At 68.2% G+C, this 15860-nt stretch carries 12 protein-coding genes; 11 read left to right on the plus strand and 1 reads right to left on the minus strand.

Annotated elements, in window-relative coordinates:
• Positions 1 to 5: 5 nt before the first annotated feature.
• The 9 genes from E2F49_RS12615 (at position 6) to lpxC (ending at position 11028) form a co-directional block, all read left to right on the plus strand.
• On the plus strand, positions 6 to 1379 hold the full coding sequence (locus E2F49_RS12615) for a UDP-N-acetylmuramoyl-tripeptide--D-alanyl-D-alanine ligase (RefSeq protein WP_133394367.1): 1374 nt from the start codon (positions 6 to 8) through the stop codon (positions 1377 to 1379).
• The gene (gene mraY / locus E2F49_RS12620; protein WP_055246509.1) at positions 1369 to 2454 is read left to right on the plus strand and encodes a phospho-N-acetylmuramoyl-pentapeptide-transferase; all 1086 of its coding nucleotides are present in this window, start codon (positions 1369 to 1371) and stop codon (positions 2452 to 2454) included. Before E2F49_RS12615 ends, mraY begins: the two co-directional genes overlap by 11 nt.
• Complete coding sequence (ftsW, locus tag E2F49_RS12625) at positions 2454 to 3794, plus strand: putative lipid II flippase FtsW (protein WP_133394223.1); 1341 nt, start codon at positions 2454 to 2456, stop codon at positions 3792 to 3794. Before mraY ends, ftsW begins: the two co-directional genes overlap by 1 nt.
• Positions 3791 to 5245 (plus strand): UDP-N-acetylmuramate--L-alanine ligase, encoded by a 1455-nt coding sequence (gene murC / locus E2F49_RS12630; protein ID WP_133394224.1) that lies wholly within the window; start codon positions 3791 to 3793, stop codon positions 5243 to 5245. Before ftsW ends, murC begins: the two co-directional genes overlap by 4 nt.
• Positions 5242 to 6216 carry a D-alanine--D-alanine ligase gene (locus tag E2F49_RS12635; protein ID WP_133394225.1) on the plus strand — a complete coding sequence of 325 codons (975 nt, stop codon included), beginning with the start codon at positions 5242 to 5244 and terminating at the stop codon, positions 6214 to 6216. Before murC ends, E2F49_RS12635 begins: the two co-directional genes overlap by 4 nt.
• Positions 6213 to 7028, plus strand: coding sequence for a cell division protein FtsQ/DivIB (locus E2F49_RS16440; RefSeq protein WP_165971228.1), 816 nt, complete (start codon positions 6213 to 6215; stop codon positions 7026 to 7028). Before E2F49_RS12635 ends, E2F49_RS16440 begins: the two co-directional genes overlap by 4 nt.
• Positions 7025 to 8260 carry a cell division protein FtsA gene (gene ftsA / locus E2F49_RS12640; protein WP_055246515.1) on the plus strand — a complete coding sequence of 412 codons (1236 nt, stop codon included), beginning with the start codon at positions 7025 to 7027 and terminating at the stop codon, positions 8258 to 8260. The genes E2F49_RS16440 and ftsA overlap by 4 nt, the downstream gene beginning before the upstream one ends.
• Positions 8261 to 8395: 135 nt before the next feature.
• Positions 8396 to 9673 (plus strand): cell division protein FtsZ, encoded by a 1278-nt coding sequence (gene ftsZ / locus E2F49_RS12645; RefSeq protein ID WP_055246517.1) that lies wholly within the window; start codon positions 8396 to 8398, stop codon positions 9671 to 9673.
• A gap of 446 nt (positions 9674 to 10119) precedes the next feature.
• Complete coding sequence (lpxC, locus tag E2F49_RS12650; RefSeq protein WP_133394226.1) at positions 10120 to 11028, plus strand: UDP-3-O-acyl-N-acetylglucosamine deacetylase; 909 nt, start codon at positions 10120 to 10122, stop codon at positions 11026 to 11028.
• A gap of 382 nt (positions 11029 to 11410) precedes the next feature.
• On the opposite strand, the gene E2F49_RS16815 is transcribed toward lpxC, so the two are convergent.
• Positions 11411 to 11878, minus strand: a complete 468-nt coding sequence (locus E2F49_RS16815) for a DciA family protein (RefSeq protein ID WP_133394227.1) — start codon at positions 11876 to 11878, stop codon at positions 11411 to 11413.
• 8 nt (positions 11879 to 11886) lie between these two features.
• Between E2F49_RS16815 and E2F49_RS12660 the strand changes: the two genes are divergently transcribed.
• On the plus strand, positions 11887 to 12798 hold the full coding sequence (locus tag E2F49_RS12660; RefSeq protein WP_133394228.1) for a M23 family metallopeptidase: 912 nt from the start codon (positions 11887 to 11889) through the stop codon (positions 12796 to 12798).
• A gap of 179 nt (positions 12799 to 12977) precedes the next feature.
• A complete protein-coding gene (gene secA / locus E2F49_RS12665) occupies positions 12978 to 15737 on the plus strand; it encodes a preprotein translocase subunit SecA (RefSeq protein ID WP_133394229.1) in 2760 nt (919 codons plus the stop codon).
• The last annotated feature ends 123 nt before the right edge of the window (positions 15738 to 15860 follow it).

Raw genomic sequence — 15860 nt, forward strand, 5'->3', positions numbered from 1 at the left:
TCCCGATGACCCTGGCCCGCATCGCGCAACTGGTCAACGGCCGCCTGCACGGCAGCGACGGCGCGTGCGACATCGATGCGCTCGTGACCGATACGCGCAAGCTCGATGCGATCGATGGCCGCGCCCTGCTGTTCGTCGCGCTCAAGGGTGACCACTTCGACGGACACGACCATGTCGCGAAGGCCGCAGCCTCCGGCGCGCGCGCCGCACTGGTCGCGCGCGTGGTCGAGGTCGACATTCCGCAGATCGTCGTCGCCGACCCGCAGGTCGCGCTCGGTGCGCTGGCCGGCGCCGTGCAGCGCACGCGCGTCGCCACCGTCGTCGGCATCACCGGCAGCAACGGCAAGACCAGCGTCAAGCAGCTGGTCGCCTCGGTGCTGTCTCGGCATGCCGAGACGTGCTTCAACCCAGGCAACCTCAACAACGAGATCGGCTTGCCGCTCTCGGTCCTCGATGCGCCGGAAGACGCGGCTTTCGCCGTCTACGAGATGGGCGCCGGCAAGCCGGGCGACATCGCCTATCTGACCGCGATCGCGCAGCCGCGCATCGCGCTGGTCAACAACATCGCGCCGGCGCACATGGAGCGCATGGGCAGCCTGCTGGGTATTGCCGATACCAAGGCCGCGATCTACGACGCGCTGCCGGCCGACGGCACCGCGGTCATCAACGCCGACGACGCCTTCGCGCCGTATTTCGCCGAGCGCGCGCACGGTCGCCGTCTCGTGCGTTTCGGTATCGACGCCAGCGCCGACGTGTCCGCACGCGACGTGCGCCTGGACGATGCCGGCGCGCGCTTCCGTCTGCTGACGCCCGCGGGCGAGGCCGACGTCACGCTGCCGCTGCCGGGCCGCCACAACGTGCGCAACGCGCTGGCCGCCACGGCCATCGCGCTCGCCGCCGGCGTGCCGCTGGCCACGATCGTCGCTGCGCTCGGCGCTGCCGAAGCCGTGGCCGGCCGTCTCGTGCGCCACGCACTGGCCGACGGTGCGGTGCTGATCGACGACAGCTACAACGCCAATCCCGGCTCGCTCAACGCCGCGATCGACACGCTGGCCGCCGCCAAGGGCGAGCGCTGGCTGGTGCTCGGCGATATGCGCGAGCTCGGCGGCGACGGTGCGGCGATGCACGCCCAGGCCGGCGTGCGCGCCAGGGCTGCCGGCATTGCGCGCCTCTACACGCTCGGCAGCCTGAGCGCGGCGGCGGCCGAGGCATTCGGCGAGGGCGCGCGCCGATTCGACACCCACGAGGCGCTGATCGAAGCGCTGCGGGCCGATCTGCACGCCGATGCGCGCGTGCTGGTGAAGGGCTCGCGTGGCAGTGCGATGGACCGGGTGGTCACCGCACTGCGCAACAACGAAGGAACCGGACATGCTGCTTGAACTCGCCCGCTGGCTGCAGGGTCTGGAAGACTTCTTCAAGCTGTTCGAGTACCTGACGTTCCGCGGCATTCTCGCCGCGCTGACCTCGCTGCTGTTGTCGCTGTGGCTGGGTCCGGCGGTGATCCGCAAGCTCGCCCAGTTCAAAGGCGGCCAGCCGATCCGGCAGGACGGCCCGCAGACGCATTTTTCCAAGGCCGGCACGCCGACCATGGGTGGCGCGCTGATCCTGCTGACGATCTTCCTGTCGGTGCTGCTGTGGGGCGACCTGCGCAACAAGTACGTCTGGGTCGTGATGGGCGTGATGGTGACCTTCGGCGCGATCGGCTGGTACGACGACTGGATCAAGATCGTCAAGCGCGATCCCAACGGCCTCAAGTCCCGCTGGAAGTATCTGCTGCAGTCGATCCTCGGCCTCGCCGCCGGCCTGTATCTGTATCTGTATGCCGATGTCGCCGCGGCGACCACGTTCTACGTGCCGCTGTTCAAGTCGATCGCGCTGCCGCTGGCCGGCATCAGCTTCGTCGCGATCGCGTATTTCTGGATCGTCGGCTTCTCCAATGCGGTGAACCTGACCGACGGTCTCGACGGTCTGGCGATCATGCCGACCGTACTGGTCGCCTGCGGTCTGGGCGTGTTCGCCTACGCGTCGGGTAATGCGGTGTTCTCGAACTACCTGCAGATTCCGCAGGTGCCGGGCTCCGGTGAGCTGGTGATCATCTGCGCGGCGATCGCCGGCGCGGGTCTGGGCTTCCTGTGGTTCAACACCTATCCGGCCATGGTGTTCATGGGCGACATCGGCGCGCTGGCGCTGGGCGCGGTGCTCGGCACGATGGCGGTGATCGTGCGCCAGGAACTGGTGCTGGTGATCATGGGCGGCATCTTCGTCATCGAGACGCTGTCGGTGATGATCCAGGTCGCCAGCTTCAAGCTGACCGGCAAGCGCGTGTTCCGCATGGCGCCGATCCACCACCACTTCGAACTGAAGGGCTGGCCCGAACCCCGCGTGATCGTGCGCTTCTGGATCATCTCGGTGATCCTGGTGCTGATCGGCCTCGCCACGTTGAAGGTGCGCTGATGGCCCGCGCCCACGATCCGATGTCCTACGACAGCGCCTCCGCCCGTCAGGCCACGCGGCTCGACGACATCGCTGGCCGCTTCGACCCGTGGCTGGTCGGCATTATCGTCGCGATCGCGACGCTGGGCGTGATCATGGTCGCGTCCAGCTCGATCGCAATCGGCGAAGACCTCGACGTCGGCCGTTACCACTTCCTGACCCGTCACCTGATGTTCCTGGCCATCGGCCTGGCGCTGGCGGTCACGGTGATGCGCACCGAGCTCAAGACGGTCGAAAAGTACGACCGCTTCCTGCTGCTGGGCTGCGTGGGCCTGCTGCTGCTGGTGTTCGTGCCGGGCCTGGGGCGTTCGGTCAACGGCGCGCACCGCTGGATCTGGCTCGGCGTGTCCAACTTCCAGGTCGTCGAAGCGGTCAAGGTGATCTACATCGTGTGGCTGGCCAGCTATCTGGTGCGCTTCCGCGACGACGTCAACGCGACCTGGGGCGCGATGCTCAAGCCGATCGGCGTGGCCGTGGTGCTGGTCGCGCTGCTGCTGCTGCAGCCCGACTTCGGTTCGTCGATGCTGCTGCTCGGCGTGACCGGCGGCATGCTGGTGCTCGGCGGCGGTCACCTGCAGCGCATGATGCTGCCGGTCATCGGCCTGCTGCCGCTGGTGATCGGTGTGGCGGTGCTCGAGCCCTATCGCATGCGCCGCATCACGTCCTTCATGAATCCCTGGGAAGACCAGCTCGGCGCCGGCTACCAGCTCAGCAACGCGCTGATGGCGGTCGGTCGCGGCGAGTTCTCGGGCGTGGGCCTGGGCGCTTCGGTGCAGAAGCTGTCCTACCTGCCCGAAGCGCACACCGACTTCATCTTCTCGGTGCTCGCCGAAGAGCTCGGCTTCCTCGGCGTGTGCCTGGTGATCGGCCTGTTCGTTGCGCTGGTCGGCCGCGCGCTGTGGGTGGGTCTGAAATGCGTCGAGATGCGCCGCCACTTCGCCGGCTACTGCGCCTTCGGCGTGGCGCTGATGATCGGCATGCAGAGCCTGGTGTCGATCGGCGTGAACCTCGGACTGCTGCCGACCAAGGGCCTGACCCTGCCGCTGGTCTCGTCGGGCGGCTCCAGCGTGATGATGACCTGCGTGGCGATGGGGCTGCTGCTGCGCGTGTCCTACGAACTCGACCGCGCCCAGCGCCAGGTCGCACGGCTGCGCGGCGATGCCGCGGCGCCTGCGCCGGCCGGCCCGGTCCCCCCCACCACCCAGCCCCCGCTGCCCGTGCAGTCGGCGTCGCTGTCGCGCGGCACCAGCCGCCTGCAGCAGCGCGTCGAGCCGAGCTTCGGCGGCAGGAGCAACGCATGATCCGTCGTCTCCACCAGACCCGCGGCCTGTCGAAGGAAGACTTCGCCAAGGTCTTCTCGCGCGTGCATTTCGTCGGCATCGGTGGCACCGGCATGAGCGGCATCGCCGAAGTGCTGTGCACGCTGGGCTACAAGGTCTCGGGCTCGGATACCGCCGACAGCGCCACCACGCGCCGTCTCGCGCGTCTCGGCGCGACCGTGCATCGCGGCCACGCCGCGGCCAACGTGCTCGGCACCGATTGCATCGTCGTGTCGAGCGCGATCCGCCCCGACAATCCGGAGCTGATGGAAGCGCGCGCGCAGCGCATCCCGATCGTGCCGCGCGCCGAGATGCTGGCCGAACTGATGCGCTTCCGCCGCGGCATCGCCGTTGCCGGCACGCACGGCAAGACCACGACCACCTCGCTGACGGCGAGCATCCTCGCCGAGGGCGGCATGGACCCGACCTTCGTCGTCGGCGGCCAGTTGCTCGCCGCCGGTGCGAACGCGCGTCTGGGCAGCGGCGACTGGCTGGTGGCCGAGGCGGACGAGAGCGACGGCAGCTTCCTGCGCCTCAATCCGCTGATTGCGATCGTCACCAACATCGACGCCGACCACCTGGAGAACTACGGCGGCGACTTCGCACGCGTGCAGGCCGCCTTCCATGAATTCCTGCACCGCCTGCCGTTCTACGGTCTGGCGGTGCTGTGCATCGACGATGCCGAAGTCGCGCGTCTGGCCGCGGACACGCCGCGCCACGTGATGACCTACGGCGTGTCGAGCGATGCCGACGTGCGCGCCGAGGACATCGAACAGGACGGCGCGGCGATGGCTTTCACGCTGTGTCTGCCCGAGCAGAACCGCATCCGCGTGCGTCTCGCGCTGCCGGGTCGCCACAACGTGCTCAACGCGCTGGCCGCGGCTGCGGTCGGCTGGCAGCTCGGCGTCGCGCCGGAAGCCATCGCCGCCGCGCTCGGCAGCTTCGAGGGCATCGGCCGTCGCTTCAATCTGCTGGGCGAAGTGATCACGCCGACCGGTGCGCGCGTGCAGCTGGTCGACGACTACGGCCATCACCCCAAGGAACTCGCCGCGGTGTTCGAAGCCGCGCGCGGCGGCTGGGGTGACCGTCGTCTGGTCGTCGCGTTCCAGCCGCACCGCTACAGCCGCACCCGCGACCTGTTCGACGATTTCGCCGGCGTGCTGTCGGACGTCGACGCGCTGGTGCTGACCGAGGTCTATCCGGCCGGCGAAGCGCCGATCGCGGGTGCCGATGCCAAGGCGCTGGCACGTGCGATCCGCGCGCGCGGCCGCATCGACCCCGTCGTCGTCGGCGGCGCCGACGAACTGGCCGGCGTGCTGCCGGACATGCTGCGCGATGGCGACCTGCTGCTGATGATGGGCGCCGGCGACATCGGCGCGGCCGTGCAGCAGCTCGCGCAGGGCGGATTCCAGAAGCCGGAGACCGCACGATGAGCCTGACGCTGTCGCCGCCGCGCTTCACCGATCCGGCCGTGTTCGGCCGCGTCGCCGTGCTGCTGGGCGGTCCGGGTTCCGAGCGCGAAGTCTCGCTGCAGTCGGGGCAGGGCGTGCTCGACGCATTGCGCGCGCGCGGCGTCGATGCGCACGCCATCGACGGCGTGCCGGAGCTGGCCAAGGCCATCGTCGCCGGCGAGTTCGACCGCGTCTTCAACATCCTGCACGGCGGCGACGGCGAGAACGGCGTGGTGCAGGGTCTGTGCGAGGCGTTCGCGATTCCCTACACCGGCTCGCGCGTGCTCGGCTCGGCGCTGACCATGGACAAGATCCGCACCAAGCAGGTGTGGATGAGCCTCGACCTGCCGACGCCGCGCTATCGCCGTCTGCAGCCGGGCGACGACGTGCACGCTGCCGCGCGCGCGATCGGCCTGCCGGTCATCATCAAACCGTCGAAGGAAGGCTCCAGCGTCGGCATCAGCCGCGTGTTCGCCGATGCCGATCTCGAAGCCGCCGTCGCGCTGGCCGCGCGCTACCCGGGCGAGCTGCTGATGGAGCAGATGGTCGAGGGCGACGAGCTGACCGTCGCGGTCATCGAGGATGTCGACGGCCCACTGGCGCTGCCGTCGATCCGCATCGTGCCCAAAGGCGCCTGGTACGACTACGAAGCCAAGTACATTTCCGACGACACGCAGTACCTGTGCCCCGGCCTGGACGGCGAGGACGAGGTGCGCATCGGCGCACTCGCCGTCGATGCCTTCGTCGCCGCAGGCTGCAGCGGCTGGGGCCGCGTCGACGTCATGCGTGACAGGCGCACCGGCGCCTTGCTGCTGCTGGAAGTGAACACCGCGCCGGGCATGACCAGCCACTCGCTGGTGCCCAAGGCCGCAGCTTCGATCGGCATCGATTATCCGGCGCTGTGCTGGCGCGTGCTCGAGGCCACGATTCCGGTGGAGGTGGCCGCGCGATGAACCAGGCGTTCGGCACGGCGTTGCGGGTCCTGGCCTGGGCACTGGCGATCGCGCTGGTGGCACTGCCGGTGGTCGCCGTCGTCAACGGCTGGATCGGCGCCGAGCGCTGGCCGCTGCGCGTGTTGCGCGTCAACGACGGCCTGGAGCAGGTCGACACCGCACGCGTGCGCGCCGCGGTGCTGCCGCACGCGCAGCGTGGATTCTTCGCCGTCGACCTGGGCGATGCGCAGCGCGATGTCGCGCGCGTGCCGTGGGTCGCCGGCGTCGAAGTGCGCAAGAAGTGGCCCGACGTGCTGGAAGTGCGTATCGCCGAACACGTGCCGTTCGCGCATTGGGGCGAAGGGCGCCTGCTGTCGACGCGCGGTCGCCTGTTCGCCGCCGAAGGCGTGGAGGCACCGGCCGACATGCCGCGTTTCGACGGGCCGGAGAACCGCATCGCCGAGATCGTCGCGCTCTACAACGAATCGCGCGACCTGTTCGGTGGCGCCGGCGTGCGTGTCGAACGCGTGGCGCTGGACGCGCGCGGCAGCTGGCAGCTCACCCTGTCGAGCGGCACCGAGGTCGTCGTCGGCAGCCAGGAAGCGCGCCTGCGCCTCGCACGGTTCGCCCGCATGCTGCCGCGCCTGACCACCGGCCGCGAAGACGCGCTTGCGCGCGCCGATCTCCGTTACACCAACGGCTTCGCCCTCGTCTGGGCGACGCCCGCCGCCAGCGAAGCGGCTGCCGGCGCCGCCGCGCCGCTCGACGCCTCCACGCAGCGCGTCGCCGCACACATCTCCGTCCACCGCATCCAGAAGCACGACCTCACATGAACCGCAAAGGCGACAAGACGCTCATCGTCGGACTCGACATCGGCACCTCGAAAGTGGTGGCGCTGGTCGGCGAGTACTCGCCCGGCAATCCGATCGAGGTCATCGGCATCGGCAGCCACGAGTCGCGCGGGCTCAAGCGCGGCGTGGTGGTCGACATCGAATCGACGGTGCAATCGATCCAGCGCGCCGTCGAGGAAGCCGAGCTGATGGCCGGCTGCGAGATCCGCTCGGTCTACGCGTCGATCTCCGGCAACCATGTGCAGTGCCGCAACTCGCCGGGCATCGTGCCGATCCGCGACAACGAAGTGACCTGGGCCGATCTGGACCGCGTGCTCGACGCCGCCAAGGCGGTCGCAATCCCGGCCGACCAGAAGATCCTGCACGCGATTCCGCGCGAGTACGTGCTCGACGATTCGCAGGAAGGCATCCGCAACCCGGTCGGCATGACCGGCGTGCGCCTGGAAGTGCATGCGCATCTCGTGGTCTGCGCGCAGTCGGCGGCGGCCAACATCAGCAAGTGCGTGCAGCGCTGCGGCCTGCAGATCGATGATCTGATCCTCTCGTCACTGGCATCGAGCACTGCGGTGCTGACCAGCGACGAGCGCGAACTCGGCGTGGTGCTGGTCGATATGGGCGCGGGCACGACGGATCTCGCGGTATTCGTCGGCGGTGCGATCTGCCACACGGCCTCGCTGCCGATCGCCGGCGACAAGGTCACCGAGGACATCGCGCACATGCTGCGCACGCCGACGCCGGAAGCCGAACAGATCAAGGTCCGCTACGCCTGCGCGCTGGCGCAGCTGGCGACCAGCGAGGAATCGATCCAGGTGCCGAGCGTCGGCGATCGTCCGCCGCGGCGTCTGCCGCGCCAGTCGCTGGCGCAGGCGGTGCAGGCGCGCTACGAGGAAATCTTCGAGATGGTGCAGGCCGAACTGCGCCGCTCGGGCTTCGAGCAGCACGTCCGCGCCGGCATGGTGCTGACCGGTGGCGCCTCGAAGATGGAAGGCGTGGTCGAACTCGCCGAAGAGATGCTGCAGATGCCGGTACGCGTGGGCATTCCGCAGCACGTGACCGGCCTGGGCGAAGTGGTCGGCAATCCGGTGCACGCCAGCGGTGTGGGCCTGCTGCTGATGGGCAGCCAGATCGAACACCCGCGGCGTCCGGTGGTTTCCGGCGGCCGCGCCGGCGGTTGGCTGAAGAAGATGTGGGCGCGGTTCAACGGCGAATTCTGATTCGCGCCATGCGGGACGCGGCGGGCGGGGCGACGGCGACGAGAGCAAGTGCGGCACGCGACACCTAAACCAATTGATGCCGGGACGGACGTGGACACCACGCCGCACCCGGCCCGAACCCAGAGGACGACGGACATGGCACATTTCGAACTGGTCGAGAAGATGGCTCCAAACGCGGTGATCAAGGTCATCGGCGTCGGCGGCGGCGGCGGCAACGCGGTCGCGCACATGGTCAACAACAGCGTCGACGGCGTGGAGTTCATCACCGCCAACACCGACGCGCAGGCGATCAAGAACTGCGGCGCCAAGCTGCAGCTGCAGCTCGGCAGCAGCGTCACCAAGGGTCTGGGCGCAGGCGCCAACCCGGAGGTTGGTCGTCAAGCGGCTCTGGAAGACCGCGAGATCATCATGGACGCGCTGCAGGGCGCCGACATGGTGTTCATCACCGCCGGCATGGGCGGCGGCACCGGCACCGGCGCCGCGCCGGTCGTGGCACAGCTCGCCAAGGAGATGGGCATCCTGACCGTCGCCGTGGTCACCAAGCCGTTCCCGTTCGAAGGCCGTCGCCGCATGCAGGTTGCGCTCAAGGGCATCGAAGAGATGTCGGCGCACTGCGACTCGCTGATCACCATTCCGAACGAGAAGCTGATCACCGTCCTCGGCCGCAACGCCACGATGATCCAGGCTTTCCGCGCCGCCAACGACGTGCTGCTGGGCGCCGTGCAGGGCATCGCCGATCTGATCGTCCGTCCGGGCCTGATCAACGTCGACTTCGCCGACGTGCGCACCGTCATGTCCGAGATGGGCCTGGCGATGATGGGCACGGGCCTGGCCCGTGGCGACGACCGCGCCCAGGCTGCCGCGGAAGCCGCGATCCAGAACCCGCTGCTAGACGACGTCAACCTGGCCGGCGCCAACGGCATTCTGGTCAACATCACCGCCGGCGCGGACTTCACGATGGCCGAGTTCGACGAAGTCGGCCGCACCGTCGAGAACTTCGCCAGCGAGGACGCGACCATCGTCATCGGCACCGTGCTCGATCCCGACATGCAGGACGAAGTCCGCGTGACCGTGGTCGCTACCGGCCTCAACCGCGCCCCGGCGCGCGCCAGCGGCTACGACGGCCAGGGCGCCAGCCGCGGCAAGCCGCAGGTGCAGCTGATCAGCAACAACCAGCGTGGCCTGCGCGACGGCACGACCGGCATGCTGATCGACGACGAGTCCGACGCCGTGGCCGCCTACAGCCCGGGCCACAGCATCGCGTCCTCGCTGCGTGGCAACGGCGGCGCGTCCGCTTCGCCCGCGCGCAGCAGCGCACGTCCGGAAGCCTCGGATGCGCCCAAGGTCGCCGACTTCGGCAGCGACAGCAGCTACCTGGATATTCCTGCTTTCCTGCGTCGCCAGGCTGACTGATGCCGTCCCTGGCGCAGATCATCGGCTCCGGCAAGTCCGGCCCCGCCATCCATGGCCGGGCGCGCGACGAAGCGCGAGGCGTTGCCTCGCAAGCGCTCCGTCTTGCCCTGCGTCGTCAGGCTGACTGATCCGCGTCACCCGCGGCGGTCCATGGCTCGCGCACCGGTTTGACGGTGCGCGGCGATGCACCGCCGCCGCATGGCGGCCCGTCCTCCCGCCATGAAGTGCCCGGCGTCGCGTTGTCCGCGCGTCGCCTTTTGGGTCCACCGGGCTGTCCCGGTGGACCGTTTTCCGACGCTGTGATGCGGCGCCCTGCGCATTCATTGCGACCGCGGCCGGCCTCGACACTTTGTTCAGGTTCAGCCGGCGCCGTGATAATCTGCCCCCCGGTTCCGATGACAGTCCGATGACGGACGCCCGGCGCCTCCCTTCTTGCGGACACCCCCATGCCCCGCCAACGCACCATCAAGAACGTGATCCGCGCGACAGGCGTCGGCCTGCACAGTGGCGAGAAAGTGTTCCTGACGCTGCGCCCGGCGAGCCCCGACACCGGCATCGTGTTCCGCCGTGTCGACCTGGAGCCCGTGGTCGAGATTCCGGCAGACGGCAACCTCGTCACCGAAACCACGTTGTGCACCGGCCTGAGTTGCGGCCCGGCCAACGTGCAGACCGTCGAACACCTGATGTCCGCGCTCGCGGGTCTGGGTGTCGACAACCTCTACATCGAGCTGTCCGCGGCCGAAGTGCCGATCATGGACGGCTCGTCCGGTCCGTTCGTGTTCCTGCTGCAGTCGGCAGGGGTGGTCGAGCAGGATGCGCCCAAGCGTTTCATCCGCGTGCTCAAGCCGGTGGAAGTGCGCGAGGGCGACAAGATCGCGCGCTTCGAGCCCTACGACGGCTTCAAGCTCGACTTCACCATCGCCTTCGACCATCCCGCGATTCCGGTGGCGCAGTCGCGCGCCGAAGTCGAGTTCTCGACCGAGGCCTACATCCGCGAAGTCAGCCGCGCGCGCACGTTCGGCTTCATGCGCGACCTGGAATACATGCGCGAGCGCAACCTCGGCCTCGGCGGCTCGATGGACAACGCGATCGTGCTCGACGAGTTCCGCGTGCTCAACGACGACGGCCTGCGCTACGCCAACGAGTTCGTGCGCCACAAGATCCTCGACGCGGTGGGCGACCTGTATCTGGCCGGTCATCCGATCCTCGGCCGCTTCGTCGGCTACAAGTCCGGCCACGCACTCAACAACAAGCTGGTGCGCGAACTGCTGGCGCAGGTGGATGCGTGGGAAAAGGTCAGCTTCGACCAGGCCGCGCCCGCGCCGGTCGCCTACGGCGCGCCGGTCACCGCCTGACGGTTGCCGCTGCAGGATCGTGATGGCGTGTGATGCGACACGCGCATGACTCGGGGAATCGCGCGCCAGCAAGGCGCTTCTTCATCGATAGAGGCAGCCGGACCGCCGCGGTTGTGCTCGCCCGCGTCGGCGTCGGGGTCATGTCCCCGGGGTCGGGTGTGGACCGGCCGACGGCCGCACTCATCTTCGAGAACATCTGATGAATCATGGCGCCGCGTATACGGCCAGATTCATGCAGGCCCGCGTCAATAACAGAAATTTAACTTCAAAGTTCTGAAATCCTAATTTCCAGTTAACTTCCTCTCCCGGATCGGCCGGTAGGATGCCCCCTCCTCTTCACCCGGCCTCCACGTCGGTGAGCAGGGGACAGGGATCAACCGGCTCATCTTTTTCCGTTGTCGTCGCCGTCCGGCGGCTGCAGCGCGGCCAATGCGGCGGCCACGGCCTCGCGGGCCACGGCGGAGGGGGGTGTCGGAAGTGCGCGGTCCGCGACGACCTCAGGTCGTAGCGGTCGGGTCGTGGTCCTGATCACGATGTCGCTGACATCCAGCCCGATGGACCGGGCGGCGTCGAGCAGCACGTCGGCCGACAGGCGCAGCCTGGCGTGCCAGATGGGCGAATCGACGAGGAACACCAGCCTGTTGCCATCCACATTGGCCAGCCGCGCATGCGGCGCCAGCGTCGGCGGCAACAGGGGAACGAGGCGGCGGTCCAGTGCGTCGAGCCAGAGTGCGCGACGGATCGGATCGGCCGACGACCCGCCCAGGGCCGCGTCCAGCGCGGCCGTCGCGGTCCCGGTACGGGACTTGCCGGCGCGGGGTGGCTTGGACCTGGACCTGAAATCAGACATTGGCACGCATGACCTTCGAAACTCTGTTGAATGATATGCGCGGCCGTGCCGCGCTGGTGGCCGCCAAGGCCCGCGCGCTCGCCGTGCGCAAACCGCTCACCGTCGTGACCGCCGTCGCCGTCGCCAGCCTGTGCGGCGGCGCTGCGCTCAACGCCGCAGAAGTCGCCCGCCTGCACGGTGTGGCCTCGGCCAACGAGCGCGGCATCGAGGACACCCGTCGCGAGGCGCAGCGCGAGATCAACGCGCTCGCCGCACGCATGGGCGAACTGCAGGCGCAGGCCAATCGCCTTAATGCGCTCGGCGATCGTCTTGCCCGTGGTGCGGGCATGGAGGACGGCGAGTTCGATTTCGACCGCCCGGTGGGCCAGGGTGGTGCGGAACCGGCGCGCGACATGCCGGCCCGCAAGCTGATCGGCGGCATGGATGCGCTCGACGGCGATCTCGCCAACTCCGGCCAGCAGCTCTCGGTGCTCGAGGCCCTGCTGTTCGACCGTCGCGTCGAGCAGAACGCGCGTCCGTCGCGCTCGCCGGTCGCCAGCAGCTTCGTGACGTCCTCGTACGGCTATCGCGCCGACCCGTTCGGTCGCGGCGGCCAGTTCCACAAGGGCATCGACTTCAATGCACGCACCGGCGATCCGGTGATGACCGTCGCCGACGGCGTGGTCAGCTACTCGGGCGTGCGCAGCGGCTACGGCAACGTGGTCGAAGTGGACCACGGCAACGGCTTCGTGACCCGCTATGCGCACAACTCGCGCAACGGCGTGAAAGTGGGCGATCTGGTGCGCGTGGGCGACGAGATCGCCAAGGCCGGCTCGACGGGCCGCTCGACCGGCGCGCACGTGCACTTCGAGGTCTGGGAAAACGGCCGCGTGCAGAACCCGCGCAAGTTCCTCGGCGACATGGGCGTGAGCCGCCAGTAAGCCCTGCGCCTGCGACGCAGGCGAGGGCGGGGACGGCCGGCAGGGGCGCTTGAAAACGTCCCGCCGCTCCCCAAGCTACAATGCGCGTTGCCAATGAAAGGGCGCCCAGCGCCCTTTTCTTTTTTTGCGGCTTCGGGGGAAACCGCCGAGCCGCGTCCGTCTCCAGGATCCGGATCTCCATGTTCAATCGCCTGCTCACCAGTGTCTTCGGCAGTCGCAACGACCGCTTCGTCAAACAGCTCGAGAAGATCGTCGCGAAGATCAACGCGCTCGAGCCGCAGATGGAGGCGCTGTCGGACGCCGAGCTGCAGGCCAAGACGCCCGAGTTCAAGGACCGCGTCGCCAAGGGCGAAACGCTCGACAAGATCCTCCCGGAAGCCTTCGCGGTCTGTCGCGAAGCCAGCAAGCGCGTGCTGGGCATGCGTCCCTACGACGTGCAGCTGATCGGCGGCATGGTGCTGCACATGGGCAAGATCGCCGAGATGCGCACCGGTGAGGGCAAGACGCTGGTGGGCACGCTGCCGACCTACCTCAATGCACTCGAGGGCAAGGGCGTCCACGTCATCACGGTCAACGACTATCTGGCGCGTCGCGACGCGGCGCAGATGGGCAAGCTCTACAACTGGCTGGGCCTGACCGTCGGCGTGATCTGGCCGGGCATGCCGCACGGCGAAGCCAAGCGCGATGCCTACCGCGCCGACATCACCTACGGCACCAACAACGAATTCGGCTTCGACTACCTGCGCGACAACATGGCGCTGTCGAAGGCGGACCGTTACCAGCGCGGTCTGAACTACGCGATCATCGACGAGGTCGACTCGATCCTGATCGACGAAGCGCGCACGCCGCTGATCATCTCCGGCCCGGCCGACGATTCGCCGGAGCTCTACATCAAGGTCAACCGCATCGTCCCGTCGCTGGTCCGCCAGGAAACCGAAGACGGCGACGGCGATTTCTGGGTCGACGAGAAGGGCAAGCAGGTCCACCTGTCCGAAGCCGGCCAGGAACACGCCGAGGAACTGCTGCGCCGCGCCGGCATCCTCGAAGGCGACGACAGCCTGTACGCGCCGCAGAACATCCATGTCGTGCATCACTTGAATGCCGGCCTGCGCGCACACGCGATCTACCAGCGCGACGACCACTACATCGTGCGCGACGGCGAGGTCATCATCGTCGACGAGTTCACCGGTCGCACGCTGCAGGGCCGTCGCTGGTCCGACGGTCTGCACCAGGCGGTCGAGGCGAAGGAAGGCGTGCCGGTGCAGCGCGAGAACCAGACGCTCGCCAGCATCACGTTCCAGAACCTGTTCCGCATGTACAGCAAGCTGTCGGGCATGACAGGCACCGCGGACACCGAGGCCTTCGAGTTCGAAAGCATCTACTCGCTGGAAGTGGTCGTCATCCCGACCCACCGCCCGATGATCCGCAAGGACAATCCGGATGCGGTGTTCCTCAACCGCAACGGCAAATACCGCGCGGTCGCGCGCGAGATCCAGGCCGCCAACGAGCGCGGCCAGCCGGTGCTGGTGGGCACGACGTCGATCGAAGTGTCCGAGCTGCTCAGCGAGCACCTGCGCAAGGAAGGCATCCACCACGAAGTGCTCAACGCCAAGCAGCACGAGCGCGAGGCGACGATCATCGCCCAGGCCGGTCGTCCGGGCGCGGTGACCATCGCCACCAACATGGCCGGTCGCGGTACCGACATCGTGCTGGGCGGTTCGCTGGAAACCGAGCTGGCGACGCTGGAAGCCGAGACCGGCGTGCCGGTGGACGATGCGACGAAGGCGAAGCTGCGCAGCGAATGGCAGGTGCGCCACGACGCGGTCAAGGCGGCAGGCGGCCTGCACATCATCGGTACCGAACGCCACGAATCGCGCCGCATCGACAACCAGCTGCGCGGCCGTTCGGGCCGTCAGGGCGACCCGGGTTCGAGCCGCTTCTACCTGTCGCTCGAAGACAACCTGATGCGCATCTTCGCCGCCGACTGGGTGCAGAAGGTCATGGCGCGCATGGGCCTGCAGGAAGACGACATCATCGAGTCGCCGCTGGTCACCAAGCAGATCGCCAACGCGCAGCGCAAGGTGGAAGCGCACAACTTCGACATCCGCAAGAACCTGCTCGACTTCGACGACGTCAACAACGACCAGCGCAAGGTCATCTACGGCCAGCGCGACGAACTGCTGGACGCCGAGAGCGTCAAGGAGAACGTCGACGGCATCCGCGCCGATGTCGTGAGCGGCATCGTCGGTCGTTACGTGCCGCCGCAGTCGATCGACGAGCAGTGGGACCTGCCGGGTCTGGAATCGGAACTCGAGCGCGAGTTCGGCCTGCGCCTGTCGCTGGTCGAGAAGGCCAAGACCAGCGACGAACTGGATTCGGAGCAGATCGGCGAGCTGGTGCAGCAGGACGTCGACCGTCTGTTCGCCGAGAAGGAGGCCTCGCTCGGCGACGAGACGATGCGCATGCTCGAGAAGCACATCATGCTCAACGTGCTCGACCAGGGCTGGAAGGAGCATCTGGGCCGCATGGACTACCTGCGACAGGGCATCCACCTGCGCGGCTATGCGCAGAAGCAGCCCAAGCAGGAATACAAGCGCGAGGCCTTCGAGCTGTTCTCCGAGATGCTGGAAAAGGTGAAGCACGATGTCGTGACGATGCTGGCCCGCGTGCGTGTGCGCAGCGAGGACGAGATCGCCGCACTCGAAGCCGAGGAGCGTCGCCAGATCGAAGCCAAGCTCAACCAGGCCCAGTTCCAGCACGCCGATGCCGGCGGCTACGGCGCCGACGAGGAAGCCGAAGACGTGCGCGCTGCGGCGGCGGCCGCCTCGCCCGCACAGCCGGCGACCATCGTGCGCGACGGTGAAAAGGTCGGCCGCAACGATCCGTGTCCCTGCGGCAGTGGCAAGAAGTACAAGCACTGCCACGGCCAGCTGAGCTGACCCACGAAGCCCCCGCAAGGGGGCTTCTGCGTTGTGGGAGACAGACACTGGTGACGCGGAATGGACGGCGCGCTGCGGGCCCGGCGGGGACCGTCGCGACGTGCACCGGTTATGGCGCGGACG

Source organism: Luteimonas terrae (genome assembly GCF_004358165.1).
In the GTDB taxonomy this organism is placed as follows: Bacteria; Pseudomonadota; Gammaproteobacteria; order Xanthomonadales; family Xanthomonadaceae; genus Luteimonas; species Luteimonas terrae.

What these genes read in the sequence shown, in the direction of transcription:
- E2F49_RS12615 (WP_133394367.1), top strand. Translation starts at nt 6, where the DNA reads ATGACCCTGGCCCGCATCGCGCAACTGGTCAACGGCCGCCTGCACGGC.
- mraY (WP_055246509.1), top strand. Translation starts at nt 1,369, where the DNA reads ATGCTGCTTGAACTCGCCCGCTGGCTGCAGGGTCTGGAAGACTTCTTC.
- ftsW (WP_133394223.1), top strand. Translation starts at nt 2,454, where the DNA reads ATGGCCCGCGCCCACGATCCGATGTCCTACGACAGCGCCTCCGCCCGT.
- murC (WP_133394224.1), top strand. Translation starts at nt 3,791, where the DNA reads ATGATCCGTCGTCTCCACCAGACCCGCGGCCTGTCGAAGGAAGACTTC.
- E2F49_RS12635 (WP_133394225.1), top strand. Translation starts at nt 5,242, where the DNA reads ATGAGCCTGACGCTGTCGCCGCCGCGCTTCACCGATCCGGCCGTGTTC.
- E2F49_RS16440 (WP_165971228.1), top strand. Translation starts at nt 6,213, where the DNA reads ATGAACCAGGCGTTCGGCACGGCGTTGCGGGTCCTGGCCTGGGCACTG.
- ftsA (WP_055246515.1), top strand. Translation starts at nt 7,025, where the DNA reads ATGAACCGCAAAGGCGACAAGACGCTCATCGTCGGACTCGACATCGGC.
- ftsZ (WP_055246517.1), top strand. Translation starts at nt 8,396, where the DNA reads ATGGCACATTTCGAACTGGTCGAGAAGATGGCTCCAAACGCGGTGATC.
- lpxC (WP_133394226.1), top strand. Translation starts at nt 10,120, where the DNA reads ATGCCCCGCCAACGCACCATCAAGAACGTGATCCGCGCGACAGGCGTC.
- E2F49_RS16815 (WP_133394227.1), bottom strand. Translation starts at nt 11,878, where the DNA reads ATGTCTGATTTCAGGTCCAGGTCCAAGCCACCCCGCGCCGGCAAGTCC.
- E2F49_RS12660 (WP_133394228.1), top strand. Translation starts at nt 11,887, where the DNA reads ATGACCTTCGAAACTCTGTTGAATGATATGCGCGGCCGTGCCGCGCTG.
- secA (WP_133394229.1), top strand. Translation starts at nt 12,978, where the DNA reads ATGTTCAATCGCCTGCTCACCAGTGTCTTCGGCAGTCGCAACGACCGC.